The 15,103-nt window shown below is 66.6% G+C and carries 17 protein-coding genes and 1 tRNA gene; 11 read left to right on the plus strand and 7 right to left on the minus strand.

Features of this window, described 5'->3' with window-relative positions; genetic code table 11:
* Positions 1 to 5 precede the first annotated feature (5 nt).
* The 4 genes from GGR73_RS19510 to GGR73_RS19525 all read left to right on the plus strand — a co-directional run bounded on the left by GGR73_RS19510 (position 6) and on the right by GGR73_RS19525 (position 5,118).
* Positions 6 to 689, plus strand: a complete 684-nt coding sequence (locus tag GGR73_RS19510) for a response regulator transcription factor (RefSeq protein WP_002808458.1) — start codon at positions 6 to 8, stop codon at positions 687 to 689.
* A gap of 74 nt (positions 690 to 763) precedes the next feature.
* Positions 764 to 2,134, plus strand: coding sequence for an ATP-binding protein (locus GGR73_RS19515; RefSeq protein WP_024939071.1), 1,371 nt, complete (start codon positions 764 to 766; stop codon positions 2,132 to 2,134).
* Between the two features lie 231 nt (positions 2,135 to 2,365).
* Entirely contained in the window at positions 2,366 to 3,847 is a 1,482-nt protein-coding gene (locus GGR73_RS19520; protein ID WP_456363011.1) for a DUF1800 domain-containing protein, read from the plus strand.
* An 83-nt stretch (positions 3,848 to 3,930) separates the two neighbouring features.
* A complete protein-coding gene (locus GGR73_RS19525; RefSeq protein ID WP_184458416.1) occupies positions 3,931 to 5,118 on the plus strand; it encodes a DUF1501 domain-containing protein in 1,188 nt (395 codons plus the stop codon).
* A gap of 159 nt (positions 5,119 to 5,277) precedes the next feature.
* Here the strand turns inward: GGR73_RS19525 and GGR73_RS19530 are convergent, their stop codons facing one another.
* Both GGR73_RS19530 and GGR73_RS19535 read right to left on the minus strand, forming a co-directional pair.
* The gene (locus tag GGR73_RS19530; protein ID WP_126966447.1) at positions 5,278 to 6,033 is read right to left on the minus strand and encodes a M90 family metallopeptidase; all 756 of its coding nucleotides are present in this window, start codon (positions 6,031 to 6,033) and stop codon (positions 5,278 to 5,280) included.
* Positions 6,034 to 6,041: 8 nt separating this feature from the next.
* Positions 6,042 to 6,356 (minus strand): hypothetical protein, encoded by a 315-nt coding sequence (locus GGR73_RS19535; RefSeq protein ID WP_024939067.1) that lies wholly within the window; start codon positions 6,354 to 6,356, stop codon positions 6,042 to 6,044.
* A 40-nt stretch (positions 6,357 to 6,396) separates the two neighbouring features.
* Here GGR73_RS19535 and birA point away from each other — a divergent pair, with 40 nt between their 5' ends.
* The 4 genes from birA (at position 6,397) to GGR73_RS19555 (ending at position 9,293) form a co-directional block, all read left to right on the plus strand.
* Positions 6,397 to 7,410: a bifunctional biotin--[acetyl-CoA-carboxylase] ligase/biotin operon repressor BirA gene (gene birA / locus GGR73_RS19540; protein ID WP_311542345.1), complete on the plus strand. Its 1,014-nt coding sequence runs from the start codon at positions 6,397 to 6,399 to the stop codon at positions 7,408 to 7,410.
* Positions 7,407 to 8,135: a type III pantothenate kinase gene (locus GGR73_RS19545; protein WP_184434817.1), complete on the plus strand. Its 729-nt coding sequence runs from the start codon at positions 7,407 to 7,409 to the stop codon at positions 8,133 to 8,135. The genes birA and GGR73_RS19545 overlap by 4 nt, the downstream gene beginning before the upstream one ends.
* A 153-nt stretch (positions 8,136 to 8,288) precedes the next feature.
* A complete protein-coding gene (locus GGR73_RS19550) occupies positions 8,289 to 9,185 on the plus strand; it encodes an SPOR domain-containing protein (RefSeq protein ID WP_184458418.1) in 897 nt (298 codons plus the stop codon).
* Positions 9,186 to 9,217: 32 nt separating this feature from the next.
* A tRNA-Thr gene (locus tag GGR73_RS19555) sits at positions 9,218 to 9,293 on the plus strand.
* 178 nt (positions 9,294 to 9,471) lie between these two features.
* Here the strand turns inward: GGR73_RS19555 and tmk are convergent.
* The 5 genes from tmk to GGR73_RS19580 form a co-directional block, all read right to left on the minus strand.
* Positions 9,472 to 10,149 carry a dTMP kinase gene (gene tmk / locus GGR73_RS19560; protein WP_184434811.1) on the minus strand — a complete coding sequence of 226 codons (678 nt, stop codon included), beginning with the start codon at positions 10,147 to 10,149 and terminating at the stop codon, positions 9,472 to 9,474.
* 510 nt (positions 10,150 to 10,659) lie between these two features.
* Entirely contained in the window at positions 10,660 to 11,202 is a 543-nt protein-coding gene (locus tag GGR73_RS19565; protein ID WP_016904520.1) for a GTP-binding protein, read from the minus strand.
* On the minus strand, positions 11,199 to 12,116 hold the full coding sequence (locus tag GGR73_RS19570; RefSeq protein WP_065033461.1) for a hypothetical protein: 918 nt from the start codon (positions 12,114 to 12,116) through the stop codon (positions 11,199 to 11,201). The genes GGR73_RS19565 and GGR73_RS19570 overlap by 4 nt, the downstream gene beginning before the upstream one ends.
* A 94-nt stretch (positions 12,117 to 12,210) precedes the next feature.
* Positions 12,211 to 12,570, minus strand: coding sequence for a roadblock/LC7 domain-containing protein (locus GGR73_RS19575; protein ID WP_016904518.1), 360 nt, complete (start codon positions 12,568 to 12,570; stop codon positions 12,211 to 12,213).
* A 64-nt stretch (positions 12,571 to 12,634) separates the two neighbouring features.
* The gene (locus GGR73_RS19580; protein WP_054591235.1) at positions 12,635 to 13,087 is read right to left on the minus strand and encodes a roadblock/LC7 domain-containing protein; all 453 of its coding nucleotides are present in this window, start codon (positions 13,085 to 13,087) and stop codon (positions 12,635 to 12,637) included.
* A gap of 478 nt (positions 13,088 to 13,565) precedes the next feature.
* Between GGR73_RS19580 and rocF the strand changes: the two genes are divergently transcribed.
* The 3 genes from rocF to GGR73_RS19595 all read left to right on the plus strand — a co-directional run bounded on the left by rocF (position 13,566) and on the right by GGR73_RS19595 (position 14,964).
* Positions 13,566 to 14,489, plus strand: a complete 924-nt coding sequence (gene rocF, locus GGR73_RS19585) for an arginase (RefSeq protein WP_046346094.1) — start codon at positions 13,566 to 13,568, stop codon at positions 14,487 to 14,489.
* 109 nt (positions 14,490 to 14,598) lie between these two features.
* Positions 14,599 to 14,751 (plus strand): entericidin A/B family lipoprotein, encoded by a 153-nt coding sequence (locus GGR73_RS19590; RefSeq protein ID WP_006451340.1) that lies wholly within the window; start codon positions 14,599 to 14,601, stop codon positions 14,749 to 14,751.
* 78 nt (positions 14,752 to 14,829) lie between these two features.
* Entirely contained in the window at positions 14,830 to 14,964 is a 135-nt protein-coding gene (locus GGR73_RS19595; RefSeq protein ID WP_016904515.1) for an entericidin A/B family lipoprotein, read from the plus strand.
* Positions 14,965 to 15,103: the final 139 nt, after the last annotated feature.

The raw sequence follows: 15,103 nt of genomic DNA on the forward strand, positions 1-15,103 counted from the left end.
AGTGCATGCGTATCCTTTTGGTCGAAGACGAAGCTCCGCTGCGCGAGACCCTTGCCGCGCGCCTGAAGCGTGAGGGCTTTGCTGTCGACGCTGCACAAGACGGCGAAGAAGGCCTGTACATGGGCCGCGAAGTCCCGTTCGATGTCGGCATCATCGACCTCGGCCTGCCCAAGATGTCGGGCATGGAGCTGATCAAGGCGCTGCGCGACGAAGGCAAGAAATTCCCGGTGCTGATCCTGACCGCGCGTTCGAGCTGGCAGGACAAGGTCGAGGGCCTCAAGCAGGGTGCCGACGATTACCTGGTCAAGCCGTTCCATGTCGAAGAGCTGCTGGCGCGCGTCAATGCGCTGCTGCGGCGCGCGGCGGGCTGGAGCAAGCCGACGCTGGAATGCGGCCCGGTCGCGCTGGATCTGGCCGCGCAGACGGTCAGCGTCAATGGCGCCAACGTGGACCTGACCAGTTACGAGTACAAGGTGCTCGAATACCTGATGATGCATGCCGGCGAACTGGTCTCCAAGGCCGATCTGACCGAGCACATCTACCAGCAGGATTTCGATCGCGATTCGAACGTGCTGGAAGTGTTCATTGGCCGCCTGCGCAAGAAGCTCGATCCCGATGGTGAGCTCAAGCCGATCGAGACCGTACGCGGTCGCGGCTACCGTTTCGCCATTCCGCGTACCGAAGGCTGAGTCCGCGCATCGGCAAGCAGGAAGATCAGGTGCCGGGCCGCTCCAAGTGGTATAGACGCTGGCGGCCGCGCTCGCTGCAGGCCCGCCAGCTGCTGGCCGCCAGCCTCAGTCTGGTGGCCTTCCTGGCGCTGGCGGGTTACGCGCTGGATGTGGCGTTCGCCGACACCGCCGAAAAGAACCTGCGCGAGCGGCTGAAGAACTACGCCTCTGCGTATGCCGCCAATATCGATTTCGTCCGCGATGGCTCGCTGTACATCGGCGGCCAGCCGCCGGATCCACGTTTCGATGTGCCCGGCGGCGGGCTTTACGTGGAAGTCGTGCGACCGGACGAAAGCTGGACCTCGATGTCGGCCGAAGGCCCGAACATTCCGCACGGGCGCATGCTCGAGCCGCGCCAGGAAGAATTCATCGGCCCGCTGGAGATGACCCAGATCGACGGCAGCGTGGGCCAGTTGTACCGCTACGGCCTGGGCGTGAGCTATGTCGAGCGCGAACACGGCGGCGAGATTCCGTACACCATCTACGTGATGGAAGATGCGCGCTCGATGGGCGCGCAGCTGCGCGTGTTCCGTGGCGCAGTGTGGTTCTACCTCGGCAGTGCCGGTGTGGTGCTGCTGGTGCTGCAGGCCTTCATCCTGCAGTGGAGCCTGCGTCCGCTGCGGCGGGTCATCAACGAGTTGACCAAGGTGCAGCGCGGTGAGATTCAGCGCATGAGCGAGCAGCATCCGCGCGAACTGGAGCCGCTGACCGAAAGCATCAACGCTTTCATCGAGAGCGAGCGCGACAATCTGGACCGCCAGCGCAATACGTTGGCCGATCTCGCGCATAGCCTCAAGACGCCGATCGCGGTGTTGCGCACCCAGCTCGATAGCGGCCAGTCCGAGCGCGACCTGCACGAGGAAATGGATGTGCAGTTGCGTCGCATGAACGATCTGGTGTCCTACCAGCTCGCTCGCGCGGCCTCCAGCGGGCACAAGCTGTTCGCCGCACCGCTGCCGATCGAGTCGACCGCCGAGGAGATCGTGCGCGGGCTGGAGAAGGTCTATTCGGTCAAGGGCGTGTTGTGCGAATTCGATATTTCGCCCGATGCGCGCTTTCATGGCGAGCCGGGCGATCTGCAGGAATTGCTGGGCAACCTGCTGGAAAACGGCTTCAAGTGGGCGCGCAGCCGCGTGCTGCTGACCGCACAGCCTGGTCCCACCACTGGTAGCCGTCGCGCCGGATTGATCTTGTCGGTGGAAGACGACGGCCCCGGCATCGCGCCGGAAGACGTGGCCAAGATCCTGCAGCGTGGCGTGCGTGGCGATGAGCGCGTGCAAGGCCATGGTATCGGCATGTCAATCGTGCAGGATCTGATCAAGGCCTACCGCGGCGAGCTGCAGGTGGTGCGCTCGCAGGAACTGGGCGGCGCCCGCTTCGACGTGACCCTGCCACCGGGACTGTGACCGGCATGGGGTGCGGAATGAACCCGTGGTCAACGCTGCGGCGCGCTCCGACAACCGTTTAACGCCCCGCGCGTTGGCTTGACCATACTGGGCCGGTTGCAGGCCGTTGCGATGGAGAGCTGCATGTTCGAGTGCAATGCACAGACGCGCTGGCTGAGCGCACGTCCAGCAGGCGCGCCCCGCCATCACCGGTGGCAGCTGGCATGGCTGTTGGCGGGCTGTGCTTTGGCGATGTCGTGCAGTGCTGCCAATTCAGCACTGACGCCGGCGCAGACGCGCTGGCTGCAGCGTGCGACCTACGGCGTGGATGCCGACAGCGCCGCGCAACTGCAGCGGCTCGGCCCCAAGCGCTACGGCAGGTCGCTGTTGCAGGCCAGCGACGATGCGGCGTTGCCAGCGCCGATCCGTGCACAGCTGCAGCACTTCGATGCGCTGCACACGCCGTTGCTGACATTGCTCACGCAGTACGAGGCCGACAAGATCCGCCTGCAAGACATGCCCGATGGTGAGGAAAAGACCGCGTTGCGCAAGGCATGGCAGGCGCGTGGTGGGCAGATGCTGACCCAGGCGCGCCAGGCGCAGCTGTTGCGTGCGGTGTATGCGCCGGAGCAGACGCGCGAGCAGCTGGTGTGGTTCTGGCTCAATCATTTCAGCGTGTACGCCGACAAGGGGCGGGTGAAATGGATGGCGGCCGATTACATGGAAAACGCGATCCGCCCGCATGCCACCGGCAAGTTCGCCGACCTGGTGATGGCGACGCTGGAAAGTCCGGCGATGCTGGAATATCTGGACAACGCCAAGAACGCCAAGGGCAAGGTCAACGAAAATTACGCGCGCGAACTGATGGAACTGCATACGCTGGGTGTGCATGGCGGTTACAGCCAGCAGGATGTGCAGCAACTGGCGCTGATACTCACCGGTGCCGGCCTGGTGCCGGTCAAGGCCGAGGGCGCTCCGCCCTTGCCGACTGCCGTGCCGGGGCAACCGCAGGTGGTGCGCAAGGGGCTGTTCGAATTCAATCCTGCGCGCCATCAACCCGGCGACAAGACCTTGCTGGGCCAGCGCATCGCTGCGGGCGGCCTGGATGAGATCGAGCGCGCGGTGCAGCTGTTGGTGCGGCAGCCGGCATGCGCACAGTTCATTTCGCAGCGTTTGGCCGAGTACTTTGTCAGCGACAAGCCGCCGGCCGCGCTGGTCGAGCGCATGGCGAACACGTTTCAACGCAGCGATGGCGATATCGCCAAGGTGATGCAGACCATGCTGGACGCGCCGGAATTTGCGCAGGCGCAACCGCGCAAGTTCAAGGATCCGAATCGGTTCGTGGTTTCGGCCATGCGGCTGACGTACGAGGGCCAGCCGGTGGTCAATGCCGCGCCGATGGCGAGCTGGCTGCAGCAACTCGGCGAGCCGCTGTTCGGGCGCATCACCCCGGATGGCTGGTCGCTGCAATCGCAGGCATGGACCAGCTCCGGGCAACTGGCGCGACGCTTCGAGGTGGCACGTTCGCTGGGCAGCGGACCCAAGCAACTGTTCCGCTTCGATGGCGATAACGACACGCCACTGCCGGCGCTGACGCAGATCGACACGCGTCCATCGTATCGCTGGGTGGCGCCGTCGCTCTCCAGCGGCACGCACGATGCCTTGGCGCAGGCGCGTTCGCCTGCGGAATGGAACGGATTCCTGCTGTCATCGCCGGACTTCAACTATCGCTGATTCGAGGGTCGCCGAGTCGACGGTTGCCGATTCCAACCCGCTGTTCAACGTTCGACCAGCGATCACCGCCACGGGAGCGCGCCATGCAACGACGTCAATTTCTGCTTGCCTCTGCAGCGGCCGCAAGTCTGCCCTGGAGCGGTCGCCTGTTTGCTGCGCCACGCGACAGTGCGCGCATGCTGGTGGTGTTCCTGCGCGGCGGCTACGACAGCAATAATCTGCTGGTACCGCATGCCAGCGATTTTTATTATCAGGCGCGTCCGACCCTGGCGATCGCGCGGCCGGATGCGGCCAACCCGAACAGTGCCGTTGCGCTGGATACGCAATGGGGTCTCAACCCGGTGATGCGCGATGCGCTGCTGCCGCTGTGGCAACGCCGGCAACTGGCGTTTGTGCCGTTTGCCGGTACCGACGATCTGTCGCGCAGTCACTTCGAAACCCAGGACGATATCGAATCCGGGCAATCCGGCCGACAGCGCCGCGATTATCGTTCCGGCTTCATGGCGCGCCTGTCGGGTGTGCTCAGCGGAGTGCCGGCGATTGCCTTCACCGATTCCTTACCGCTGACCTTCCAGGGCGGCGGCGACTTGCCCAACGTGTCGTTGCGGGGCATCGGCAAGGGCGGTCTGGATGCGCGTCAGGCACAGATCCTGTCGCAAATGTACGACGCAACCCCGCTGGCGGCCGCTGCGCGCGAGGGACTGGCACTGCGTCAGCAGGTCACCGCGCAGCTGCGCGAAGAGATGGAGCAGGCCGGTCGCGGCGCCGCCAGTGCGCGCACCTTCGCCGACGAAACCCGGCGCATGGCAAGCCTGATGCGCGAGCGTTATCGGCTGGGCTTTGTCGATGTCGGCGGTTGGGACACGCACGCCAATCAGGGCAGTGTCGAAGGTGGGCTGGCGAACAATCTGCGCAATCTGGGCGAAGGGCTGGCGGCATACGCCGACGCCCTCGGGCCGGCATGGAAGGATACCGTGGTGGTGGTGCTGTCCGAGTTCGGCCGCACCTTCCGCGAGAACGGCAGCAGGGGCACCGATCACGGGCACGGCACCACCTATTGGGTGCTGGGTGGCAGCGTGCGTGGCGGCCGGATCGCCGGCGAGCAGGTAGAAGTTGCGCAGGCGCAGCTGCTGCAGAACCGCGATTATCCGGTGCTCACCAATTACCGCAGCCTGTTCGGCGGTGTACTGAGCCGGTTGTGGGGATTGTCGGCTGCGCAGCTGGAACGGGTGTTTCCCGGTGCCAGGCCGCGCGATCTTGGGTTGGTGTGAATGCCTGGCAATGCGCGAGCGATGTCGATCCGTCCCGCGTGTGGCCGCGTGCGGCATCGCGCATTGGTGTGCTCAGTCGCTTGAAACGCCTGCGATTGATGCGCGCGACAGCGTTGCATGAGACGACAGCCCAACGCATGCAGGCATGTCAGCGCACCATCAGCGCTGCGCTGACGCCGCAAACGGCGATGGTCCATAAAAACGCGTCAGCTGTGCAGCGACATCCGGCATGAGGCGCGCCAGCAGCTGTGGCGCGGAGAAGTGGTATTCGCTTACGACCGCGAAGAATTCTTCCGGTGCCTCGGCGGCATACGGGTCGATCTCGGTGTCTTCGCCCGCATCGACGCGTTGGCAAAACGTATCGAAGGCGCGCTGGAAATCGCGTGCCCAGGCACGCTGCGCAGCGTGCGGCAGCGGCGGGGTGCCGTCGAGCGCGCCATCGAGTGCATCGAGCTTGTGCGCCATCTCATGCACGATCACGTTGAAGCCGGCCTGCGGGTCGTCCAAGTCGGCCTGTACGTCGGCCCAGCTGACGATCAGCGGCCCTTGCTCCCAGGCCTCGCCAATCAGGGTGTCGTCCCAGGCATGCATCACTCCGGCCGCATCCACATGCGTGCGTTGCACGCGGAATGCGTCCGGGTAAACGATCAGCTGCGACCAGCCACGCCAGCCGGCCGCGCCGATGTTCAGCAGCGGCAGGCAACACATGGCAGCCAGCAAAACGTGATCGTGCGGTTGCAGCTGCAGCCCGTCGAGCGGGGAAATGGTTTTTTGCTGCAGGAACTGCGCGGTCAGTGCACGCAGACGGTGCTGGCGGGGCGGATCGAGCGCAGCGACCCAGGCGCAGCGGCGGCTGACCGGCAGCCATAAGGCATCGGGAATATCGGCCGGCGGCCGGCGCAGCCGGCGCAACAACCACTGGATCAGCGGAACATGCCCGGCAGGAAGCTATGCCAGCGCGGCATCGTGCGCATACGGGGGAACAGTCCGTCGCCGTCGCCACCACCACCGCCGGTGGCCGGCGCGGGCTTGTGCGCGGGAGCACGTGCCGGGGTTGCCGGCTCGCCGTTGGGGGTTCTGCCGCGTGCCGCCGAGTTGCTGCTGACGCAGCTCTCATGATCGCCATCGGCCAGCTGGTCCGATGCCAGTGCGGCAAGCGGAGCCAACAACAGGAGCAGGCAAACCGTGATTCGGCGCATCGTCCACATCCAGGGCAAGCGGCGTGAGTCGCCGATCATAACGTGCTTTTCACTCCCTCACGCAAGCCAGGCTGGGCGGGTGCGGACGCTTGGCGCATACTTTCACGGATCGATTTGGGGACTTGCCGTGGATGACCGCGCCTTGCTGGCCAAACTTGCGAGCGGCCGGCTATCCGGCGATGCGTTGGCGCGCGATGCCGGGTTGACCCGTGCGGCGGTGTGGAAGCGGATTCAGAACCTGCGCGCGGCCGGGGTCGAGATCGAAGGGCGGGCCGGGGACGGCTACCGCCTGGCGGCGCCGCTGGACCTGCTGGACGACGCGCGCATTCGTGCGGCGATGGCGGCCGAAGCGCTGGCAGGCCTGGCTGCGCTGGAGATTGCCTGGACCCTGGAATCCACCAACACCAGCTTGCTGGCGCGCCCGGCGCCGGAGCAGGGCGTGGCGGTGCTGCTGGCCGAGCGGCAGACCGGCGGGCGCGGCCGGCGTGGGCGTCAATGGACCTCGCCACTGGGTGCGCACATCTATCTGTCGGCCTCGCGCCGTTTCAGCGGCGGATTGGGCCAGCTGGCCGGGCTCAGCCTGGCCGTGGGCGTGGCGGTGGCCGAGGCCCTGCGCGGTTGTGGCTTTGCCGATGTCGGGTTGAAGTGGCCCAACGATCTGCTGGCGCGCGAGCGCAAGCTGGGCGGCCTGCTGATCGAAGGCGGCGGCGAAATGGCCGGCAACGCGCGCGCGGTGATCGGGTTGGGTTTGAACGTGCATATGCCCGCGGCAGCGGCCGCTGCGATCGACCAACCGTGGGTGGATCTGGATACGCTGGCCGGCCACGCGGTGTCGCGCGATACCGTGGTGGCCGCAGTGTTGTCGGCGCTGCTGCCGGCGCTGGAGCTGTTCGAGGCGCAGGGGCTGGCCCCGTTCCTGGGCCGCTATGCGGACCTGGACGTCCTGAGCGGCCGCGCGGTGCAGGTCGAGGAGGCCGGCACCCGGCATCACGGCATTGCGCTTGGCCTGGCAGCCGACGGCGCGTTGCGGGTGCAACTGGGCGAGACGGTACGGCTGTTCCACTCCGGAGAAGTGAGCGTGAGACCTGCATGAGCGAGTGGTTGTTCGACCTGGGAAATTCGCGGTTCAAATACGCACCGCTGCAGGGCGACCGCGCCGGCGACGTGCAGGCCTGGCCGCACGGTGCCGAGGCGATGGACGCGGCCGCGTTGTCGGCCTTGCCCACCGGACGCATCGCGCATGTGGCCAGCGTGGCTGCGCCGGCGTTGACGCAGCGCATGCTCGGCTGCCTGCGCGAGCGTTTCGAACAGGTGCGCATCGTGCGGACCGCGGCCGAATGCGCCGGCATCCGCATCGCCTATGCAGACCCGGGCCGCTTCGGGGTCGATCGCTTCCTGGCGCTGCTGGGCGCACGCGGCGACGTGCCGGTGCTGGTGGCCGGCGTGGGCACCGCGCTGACCATCGATGTGCTCGGCACCGATGGGCGGCACCATGGCGGCCGCATCGCCGCCTCGCCGACTACCATGCGCGAGGCGCTGCATGCGCGCGCGGTGCAGTTGCCGGCCAGTGGCGGGACCTATGTCGAGCTGGCCGACGACACCGACGACGCGCTGACCTCCGGCTGCGATGGCGCGGCGGTGGCGCTGATCGAGCGTAGCCTGCAGCACGCGCAACGCAGTCTGGGCGTGCCGGTACGGCTGCTGGTGCACGGGGGCGGCGCGCCGCCGCTGCTGCCGTTGTTGCCCGATGCCAGCTTCCGCGCCGCGCTGGTGCTGGACGGGCTGGCGACCTGGGCAAGGTCTGCGTCGGCGCCTTGAACGGCGAGTCACGTGATCGCAGGGCCACGCGGCGGGCGCGGCCGGGAGACGGAATCGGTCGGCAGCGCTCGTACACTGCGCCTACCGCCTGGCGTGGGCAGCAAGCCGACCAGCGCTCGCCGGTTGTGACTGCCGGCGCTTAGAATCCATCGCATGTATGTCCGCGCACTCATCGTCGTCCTGATCGTCCTCAATGCCGGTGTGGCCTTGTGGTGGGCATTGCAGCCGGCACCGGCAGCGGTGGCGGCACCGCCGCAGCCGGCCGGTGTGGCGCGCCTGGAAGTGCTGCCGAGCACTGCGGCAGCATCGCCAGCAGCGCCAGGCGAGGCGAGCGAGGCAGGCATGGTCCCGGCAGCTGCGGTCACCGCACCATCGGATGCACCTGCACCTGCACCTGCACCTGCATCGACACAGACACAGACACAGACGGCAGCCGCGGCAGCGTCTTCTTCGATAGATGCGGCCGCCGCGAAGGTGGCCGCGACGTCGCAGACGTCGGCACAGGTTCCACCACCAACCAAGGTCGCTCCAACACCGAACGAGGTTGCGGCAGTGGCGATCAAACCATCGCCAGCGGTACCTACTCCCGCCGCTGCGCCGGAGCGTTGCGCCAGCCTGGGGCCGTATGCGGCGCGCGCCGATGCCGATGCCGCGCTGGCACGCCTGCGTGGCCAGGCCACGCGCACCCGCGTGCGCGAGGACAAGGACGCCGGGGTCAGTACGTTCCGGGTGATGCTGCCCAATGTCGGCGATCGTGCAGCGGCGCAAGCCTTGGTCAAGCGCATCGCCGCCGCCGGCATGGGCGACTATTACGTGATTGCCCAGGGCGAGGACAACAGCATCGCGCTGGGGCAGTACCAGAGTCGCGAGCGTGCCGAGCGCCGTCAGGCCAGCCTGGTCGGTGCAGGGTTTCCGGCGCAGTTGCTGCCCAGCGGCACCGGGCAATCGCGCTGGTGGATCGATGTGCGCAGCACGGCTGCGATCGGCACATTGCAAGGCACCGCAGGTGCAACGCGTCAGCGGTCGCTAGATTGCGCCGCGCTGCGCTAGAATGCGCACCGGCGCGCAACGCGCCTGCCTTTGCCGGCATAGCTCAGTTGGTAGAGCAACCGCCTTGTAAGCGGTAGGTCCCCAGTTCGAATCCGGGTGCCGGCACCACGAAGGTTCTCTCGTCCTATCCCGAAATGTCCATGTAGCTCGGGGCTGACTGCGCTGTTGGGTCAGCGTCTCCGGGCCGCGCCTTGTCCGGTGTGATCGGCCGAAACAGCTATCTGCCCGCGGCCCGCCAATCACAGCGCGCCAGTTGCTGTTGCCTGCGCGCAGGACGCGCAGCGACTCAGGCCGGGCGACCGGCCGACAGCAGTTCCAACGTGGCCTGGTCGGCATCGGTGGCATCGACGCGCAGGCGTTCGGCCAGTGCGGCAACGACGATGGCGTGGGCCTGGCGGAGCACGCTGTCCGCATCGGCGCTGGCGTCCACGACGTGCTTCCCCGGCAACTGCAGCTGGGCAAAGATGCTGCGGCAGCGCTCCAGGTTGTCCTGGGTTTCGAAGTGATTGGGTGCATCGCCGCGGGCGCGGATACGCGCCAGGCCGGTGGGCGGGGGCAGGTCGAGCAGCAGCAGCACGTCCGGGCGCGGCGCGAAGGCGTTGCGGTCCAGCAGGTCGTCCAGCGGCAGGCCGGCGGCGCCCTGGTAGGCGACCATCGAGGGGAAATAGCGGTCCAGGATCACGATGTCGCCGCGTGCCAGCGCCGGCGCGATCAGGGTGTCGACGTGTTCGTGGCGGTCGCGGATCAGCAGCTCGGCTTCTGCGTCGGCGCTGAGGCGGCCGGTGGCGGCGGACTGGCGCAGCTGGGTGCCCCAGGGGCCGTTGGTCGGCTCCTTGCTCAGCACCACGCGCGCGCCGGCCGATTCCAGCGTGGTGGCCAGGCTGCGGGCGAGGGTGGTCTTGCCGGCGCCGTCGATACCTTCGATCGCGATCAGCAGACCGCCGGGCTTCAGTTCGATTGTCATCGCGCTACTTTATCCGATCGTGGTGCTGGATCAGCACCTGGCATTGGTGCGGACGTCGCCCTGCAGCGGCCGATCCCGGCGCATCGGGTCTGCGCTGCGCGTCACCGATGGCACCGCCGCTGCCGCGCGTCGATGCCTGTGCGAGATGGCTTGACGACCGTCATGTCCACCGCAGTGCCGGGCATGCACAACAACCGCATCACGACCGCCGGTTGCAGGCGCTGCCGGCTGCTGGCGCTATTGCATATGCCGTATGACCGGTATGTCCTGCGCGATGTCGGGAACGTCCCGATGCCCTGATTTCTGGCTGCGCGGCATACTGAACAAGTCAGGCAAAGCACCCGAATGTATGACGTCCGCGTCGCGTGCCTGGCAACAAGGAAGATGGACGCGTCGCCGTCACCCTAGAGGCGGCATCCCCCGCGTGACGCCCTCTCAGGCACCGTCGTGACCGGATTCCTTGTTTTTCTCGCGCGCCGACCACGTCGGCAATGCCACGTACGCGCCCGCTCAGCTGGTCGCCGAGGTGTAACGATAGGACAGCAGCGACTTCACCAGGAACGTGATCTGGGTGGCCGAGCGTGCGTCCACGCGCATGACCGGGATGCGGAAGCCTTCGGCCACCAGCGCATCGCGGAACGGCGGCAGCAAAAAGTCCTGCATTTCGTCGGTCATGGTGATACCCACCGCCAGGCTTGCCGCAGGTGCGATCTGCGAAAACTCGCGCAGCAAGGCCACGGTGGCATCGCGCATCTGCGGATCGCGCGCGCTGACCAGCACGATCACGCCCAACGCGCCGTCGCACACCAGCGGCCACATGAAATCCAGGTACTTCTGCCCGGGCACGCCGTAGACGTGCAGCAACTCGCCGTCTTCCAGTTCGATCGAGCTGTAGTCCAGTGCGACCGTGGTGTAGGTCTTGTCGCCGTAGGCATCCTGGCTGAGCGGCATCTCGGTGCTGACCGGCTCCACGTCGGAGATGGCGCGCACGGCGGTGGTCTTGCCGGCGCCCATGCCGCCAACGAACACCAGTTTGTTGGCCGGAAGACTCATGACTGCGCCTGAAAGAGAGAGAGGCCAAAGCGACGTGCGACCCAGGAGAAAAACCGGGAGTTGCTGCTGTCCGGACGGGGCTGCGTTGCAGGCACGGGAATCTCCGCAGTCTGGGCAAGGCCGCTGGCGAGTGCAGCGGCGAACAGGCATTCCACCGTTTGCAGCGGCAGCTTGCAAGCATTGGCCAGCGCCTGCGGGCGCCACGGGCGCGCATGCAGGTGGGCAATGGCAAGCAGCTGCGCCGGCGAACTGGTCTCGGCACTCAGCTCCGGCCATTGCCGCAACCGCAGCGCATGGCTGGGTTCGACCGCCGGCAGCGCGGGGCGCAGGTGCTCGGGCAGGGCGAAATACAGCGCCTCGAAGGAAATACGTTGGCTCAGTGCGCTACCGGCGGTGTCCGGCGCAACCTGCCAGCCGGGGCGATCCAGGGCCGCCAGCAGCTCGGTCAAGGCGATGCCGGCGGGAAGCTGCACGCAGCTGTCGGCCGGGTCCACGCGCACCTGCAAATGTCCGTTGCGCAGCAGCACCGCAGCGGTGCCGAATTCGCCGCGGCAATGGCGGACCAGCAAGGCCGGCTCGGCGACCTGCGCATGATCGGAGGACGACAGCAACAGGCGCATCTGCTCGTTGAGTTCGCGCACGGTGGCGCCGTGCTTGAGCCATGCGCCGCCGACCGGTGTCCGCGACACCACCAGCACGCGCACCGGTTGCCCCTGCAAGGCCTGCCAGGCGGCCAGGCCATCGGGGCTTTCCAGCCCCAGCACCACCACCTCGGCGGCGTGTTGCGGCCATTGCCCCAACTGCACGTCGATGCGCTCGGCCAGCAGCAACGAGCACGCCAGTTTCAGGCGCGTGGTGTGCAGCAGGTCCAGGCCGGCCGTGGCGACCCGCATGGTGTGAATGGGTGAGGTCATGACAGGGCGCCGCGTCGGCGCGTAGCAAGTACGGTGGCTGCCGGTACGGACCGGCAGGCCGGGCAGGCGACGCGTGCGCGCCGCCTGGTTGGCATCAACCGAAGTCCAGGGTCTTCTCGAACGCCTTGAGCTCATGACGGGCCATGGCCAGATTGGCCTTGGCGCGATCCAGCACGACGTACAGGAACAAGGTGCCGTTGCTCTCCAGCGGGCGCAGCAGGTGGTATTGACGCGCCAGGGTGATCAGGATGTCTTCGATGGTGTCGTTGAGGCCGAGCTGCTCGGCGATACGGCGCTTGGCACGCACCACCTCGGTGTTGCCGGCTGCGGCAAGTTCCAGGTTGAGATCGGTGCCGCCGGTCATGCCCAGCGCCATGCCGCTGTCGCTATCGACCAGGGCAGCGCCGACGAAGCCGGCGATCGAATGCAGGTGTTCCAGATTGAGTTTTGACACGGGTCGTCCTTACGAGCGGTGAGAAATTCAGTGCACTGGCACAAGCACGAACAGTGCCAAACGCTCAGTCGGCCGGCTGCGCCAGCGCTGTCGCCAGGCGGCCGGCGCAGTCGCGTGCGTTGAACAGCAGCGCTGCGGCATTGAGATCGCTGCTGCCCACCGCGGTGAGCGTCAGCGGTTTGTCGGCGCGAATGCGGATCAGCACCAGCTGCCCGCCGCGCGTACTGATGGTGGCGTAGTCGGCTTCGCTCAGACTGGATTCGCGTGCCAGGGTCTCGCCCAGGGTCAGGAACGAATTGGCCATCGCTGCCAGCCGGCGACCGTCCACATCCAGGCTGGATTGTTCGGCGATGGCGCGCCCGTCGGCAGTGGACAGCATCAGCAGACGGATGCCCGGCTCGCGCTCGATGGTCTGCGCGAACTCGCGCCCGATGCGCTGCAGATCGTATTGGTGCGACGCCCGCGCGACCTCGCCCACGGCAGCCTTGACGACCTGGTTGACGGCGTTATGCGGCATGAAATCCTCCCCTGTACGAAACCCGCTGCGCGATGAAAGACCTTGTCGATGACACCGGGTCCCGCGCTGGCGGGCGAACAGTAGCATCGGCACCTTCCGTCATCGTCATAGCACCCTCAATCTCTTAACTGTGCGGTCAGACAAGCACAGTCCGCAAAGCGCAGATACGCCACAAACTGCCCAACCACGTCACTTCAAGCGGCCAGCACGCGCTGGTCGCCGCCGCCAAGCGGGCGCGGCCGATGCACTGCCAGTGCTCCGGCCTGACTGCAGCGCGCCTGTACCGCGGTGTTGCGCCTGCCATCCGTACCGGTCCGACCATTGCCCGCTACGCACTATCGGCCGCACTTTCGATTGCTGCAGTGGCAAATGCGATTGCGTGATCGGTGACGCAGGCCGGACGTCGTGCTGCGCTGCCGCGCGTCAGCGCACGAGCCGGCGACTAGACTGCAGCGCTTTCTCGATGCTGGAGCAATGCATGGCGACGCAGTACCTGCCGGTTTCCCTGATTGGCGTTCCCACCGACATCGGTGCCGGCCACCGTGGTGCGCGGATGGGGCCGGAGGCGTTGCGCATCGCCGGGCTGCAGGAGGCCTTGATCGGCCGCGGCGTGGAGGTGCACGACCTGGGCAACCTGGACGGCCCGCGCAATCCCTGGCAAGCCCCGCAGGCCGGCTACCGGCATCTGGACGAGGTGGTGGCCTGGAACCAGGCGCTGATGGAGGCCAGCTATGCGCAGCTGCGCGCCGGCCGCATGCCGGTCATGCTCGGTGGCGACCACTGCCTGGGCATCGGTTCGATCACCGCGGTGGCCAAGTACTGCCGCGAGCAGCAACGCCCGCTGCGGGTGCTGTGGCTGGATGCGCACTCGGACTTCAATACCAGTGAGGTGACACCGTCGGGCAACGTGCACGGTATGCCGGTAGCCTGCCTGTGCGGGCTGGGCCCGCAGGCGTTGACGCATCTGGGCGGCAGCGCACCGGCGTTGCTGCCCGAGCAGGTGCGGCAGATCGGCATCCGCTCGGTGGACCCGGAGGAAAAGCGCCTGATCAAACAGCACCGCATCGATGTCTACGACATGCGCTACATCGACGAGGCCGGCATGAAGCGCACCATGGAGACCGCCCTTCAGGGGATGAGTGATGACACCCATCTGCATGTGAGCTTCGACGTGGATTTCCTGGACCCGAGCATCGCACCGGGCGTGGGCACCACCGTGCCGGGTGGGCCCAACTACCGCGAGGCGCAGCTGGTGATGGAGATGATCGCCGACACCGGGCGCATGGGGTCGCTGGACATCGTCGAGCTCAATCCGGTCCTGGACAACCGCAACGCCACCGCCGAGCTGGCGGTGGATCTGGTCGAGAGCCTGTTCGGCAAGTCAACACTGATGCGAGATTGATCAATCGCTGAACGCAGCACGCCGCGTTCACATCAAATCCACGGCCGCGCAGTCAGATTTGTCGCCAGACACGGTGCGTCTGCACCGAACGCAGAACTGAGGAAGACCGATGAAGCGACTGCTGACACTGATGGTACTGGGCCTGTTTTCGGCCGGCGTGATGACTGGCTGCAACACCATGGCCGGCGCGGGCAAGGACATGCAGGGTGCAGGTGAGAAGGTCGAAAAGAAGGCCGACAATTGCAGCGACGGTAAGTGCTGATCCTTGCGTTTTGAATCCTAGTTGTTTGATTTGATTGATCTGCGGCAAGCCGCCGCTTTACCCACGAAGGAGTCTGTTATGAAGCGTGCAATTGTGCTGCTGGTGCTGTCGGTGTTGTCGGTCGGTATGCTGTCGGGTTGCAACACCGTCGCAGGTGCCGGCAAGGACGTGCAGGGCGCTGGCGAGAAGGTGGAAGACGCTGCGCGCAAGTAATCTAGCGCTGCATGCAGAAAAAACGGGCCGCAAGGCCCGTTTTTTTTGCCTGATGCCTTGCGCAGGCAGGGCAGCGCGGCGACGCATCTGGGCATGCGACGGCGCGGCCATACATAGAACTGCGCCGCAAGCGTCGGCA

The sequence above is a fragment of the Xanthomonas sp. F14 genome (genome assembly GCF_014199865.1).

Excerpts from the sequence above, each read along its gene's own strand:
- GGR73_RS19510 (WP_002808458.1), top strand. The coding sequence starts at position 6 with ATGCGTATCCTTTTGGTCGAAGACGAAGCTCCGCTGCGCGAGACCCTT.
- GGR73_RS19520 (WP_456363011.1), top strand. The coding sequence starts at position 2,366 with ATGTCGTGCAGTGCTGCCAATTCAGCACTGACGCCGGCGCAGACGCGC.
- GGR73_RS19525 (WP_184458416.1), top strand. The coding sequence starts at position 3,931 with ATGCAACGACGTCAATTTCTGCTTGCCTCTGCAGCGGCCGCAAGTCTG.
- GGR73_RS19535 (WP_024939067.1), bottom strand. The coding sequence starts at position 6,356 with ATGATCGGCGACTCACGCCGCTTGCCCTGGATGTGGACGATGCGCCGA.
- GGR73_RS19545 (WP_184434817.1), top strand. The coding sequence starts at position 7,407 with ATGAGCGAGTGGTTGTTCGACCTGGGAAATTCGCGGTTCAAATACGCA.
- GGR73_RS19550 (WP_184458418.1), top strand. The coding sequence starts at position 8,289 with ATGTATGTCCGCGCACTCATCGTCGTCCTGATCGTCCTCAATGCCGGT.
- tmk (WP_184434811.1), bottom strand. The coding sequence starts at position 10,149 with ATGACAATCGAACTGAAGCCCGGCGGTCTGCTGATCGCGATCGAAGGT.
- GGR73_RS19565 (WP_016904520.1), bottom strand. The coding sequence starts at position 11,202 with ATGAGTCTTCCGGCCAACAAACTGGTGTTCGTTGGCGGCATGGGCGCC.
- GGR73_RS19570 (WP_065033461.1), bottom strand. The coding sequence starts at position 12,116 with ATGACCTCACCCATTCACACCATGCGGGTCGCCACGGCCGGCCTGGAC.
- GGR73_RS19580 (WP_054591235.1), bottom strand. The coding sequence starts at position 13,087 with ATGCCGCATAACGCCGTCAACCAGGTCGTCAAGGCTGCCGTGGGCGAG.
- rocF (WP_046346094.1), top strand. The coding sequence starts at position 13,566 with ATGGCGACGCAGTACCTGCCGGTTTCCCTGATTGGCGTTCCCACCGAC.
- GGR73_RS19590 (WP_006451340.1), top strand. The coding sequence starts at position 14,599 with ATGAAGCGACTGCTGACACTGATGGTACTGGGCCTGTTTTCGGCCGGC.
- GGR73_RS19595 (WP_016904515.1), top strand. The coding sequence starts at position 14,830 with ATGAAGCGTGCAATTGTGCTGCTGGTGCTGTCGGTGTTGTCGGTCGGT.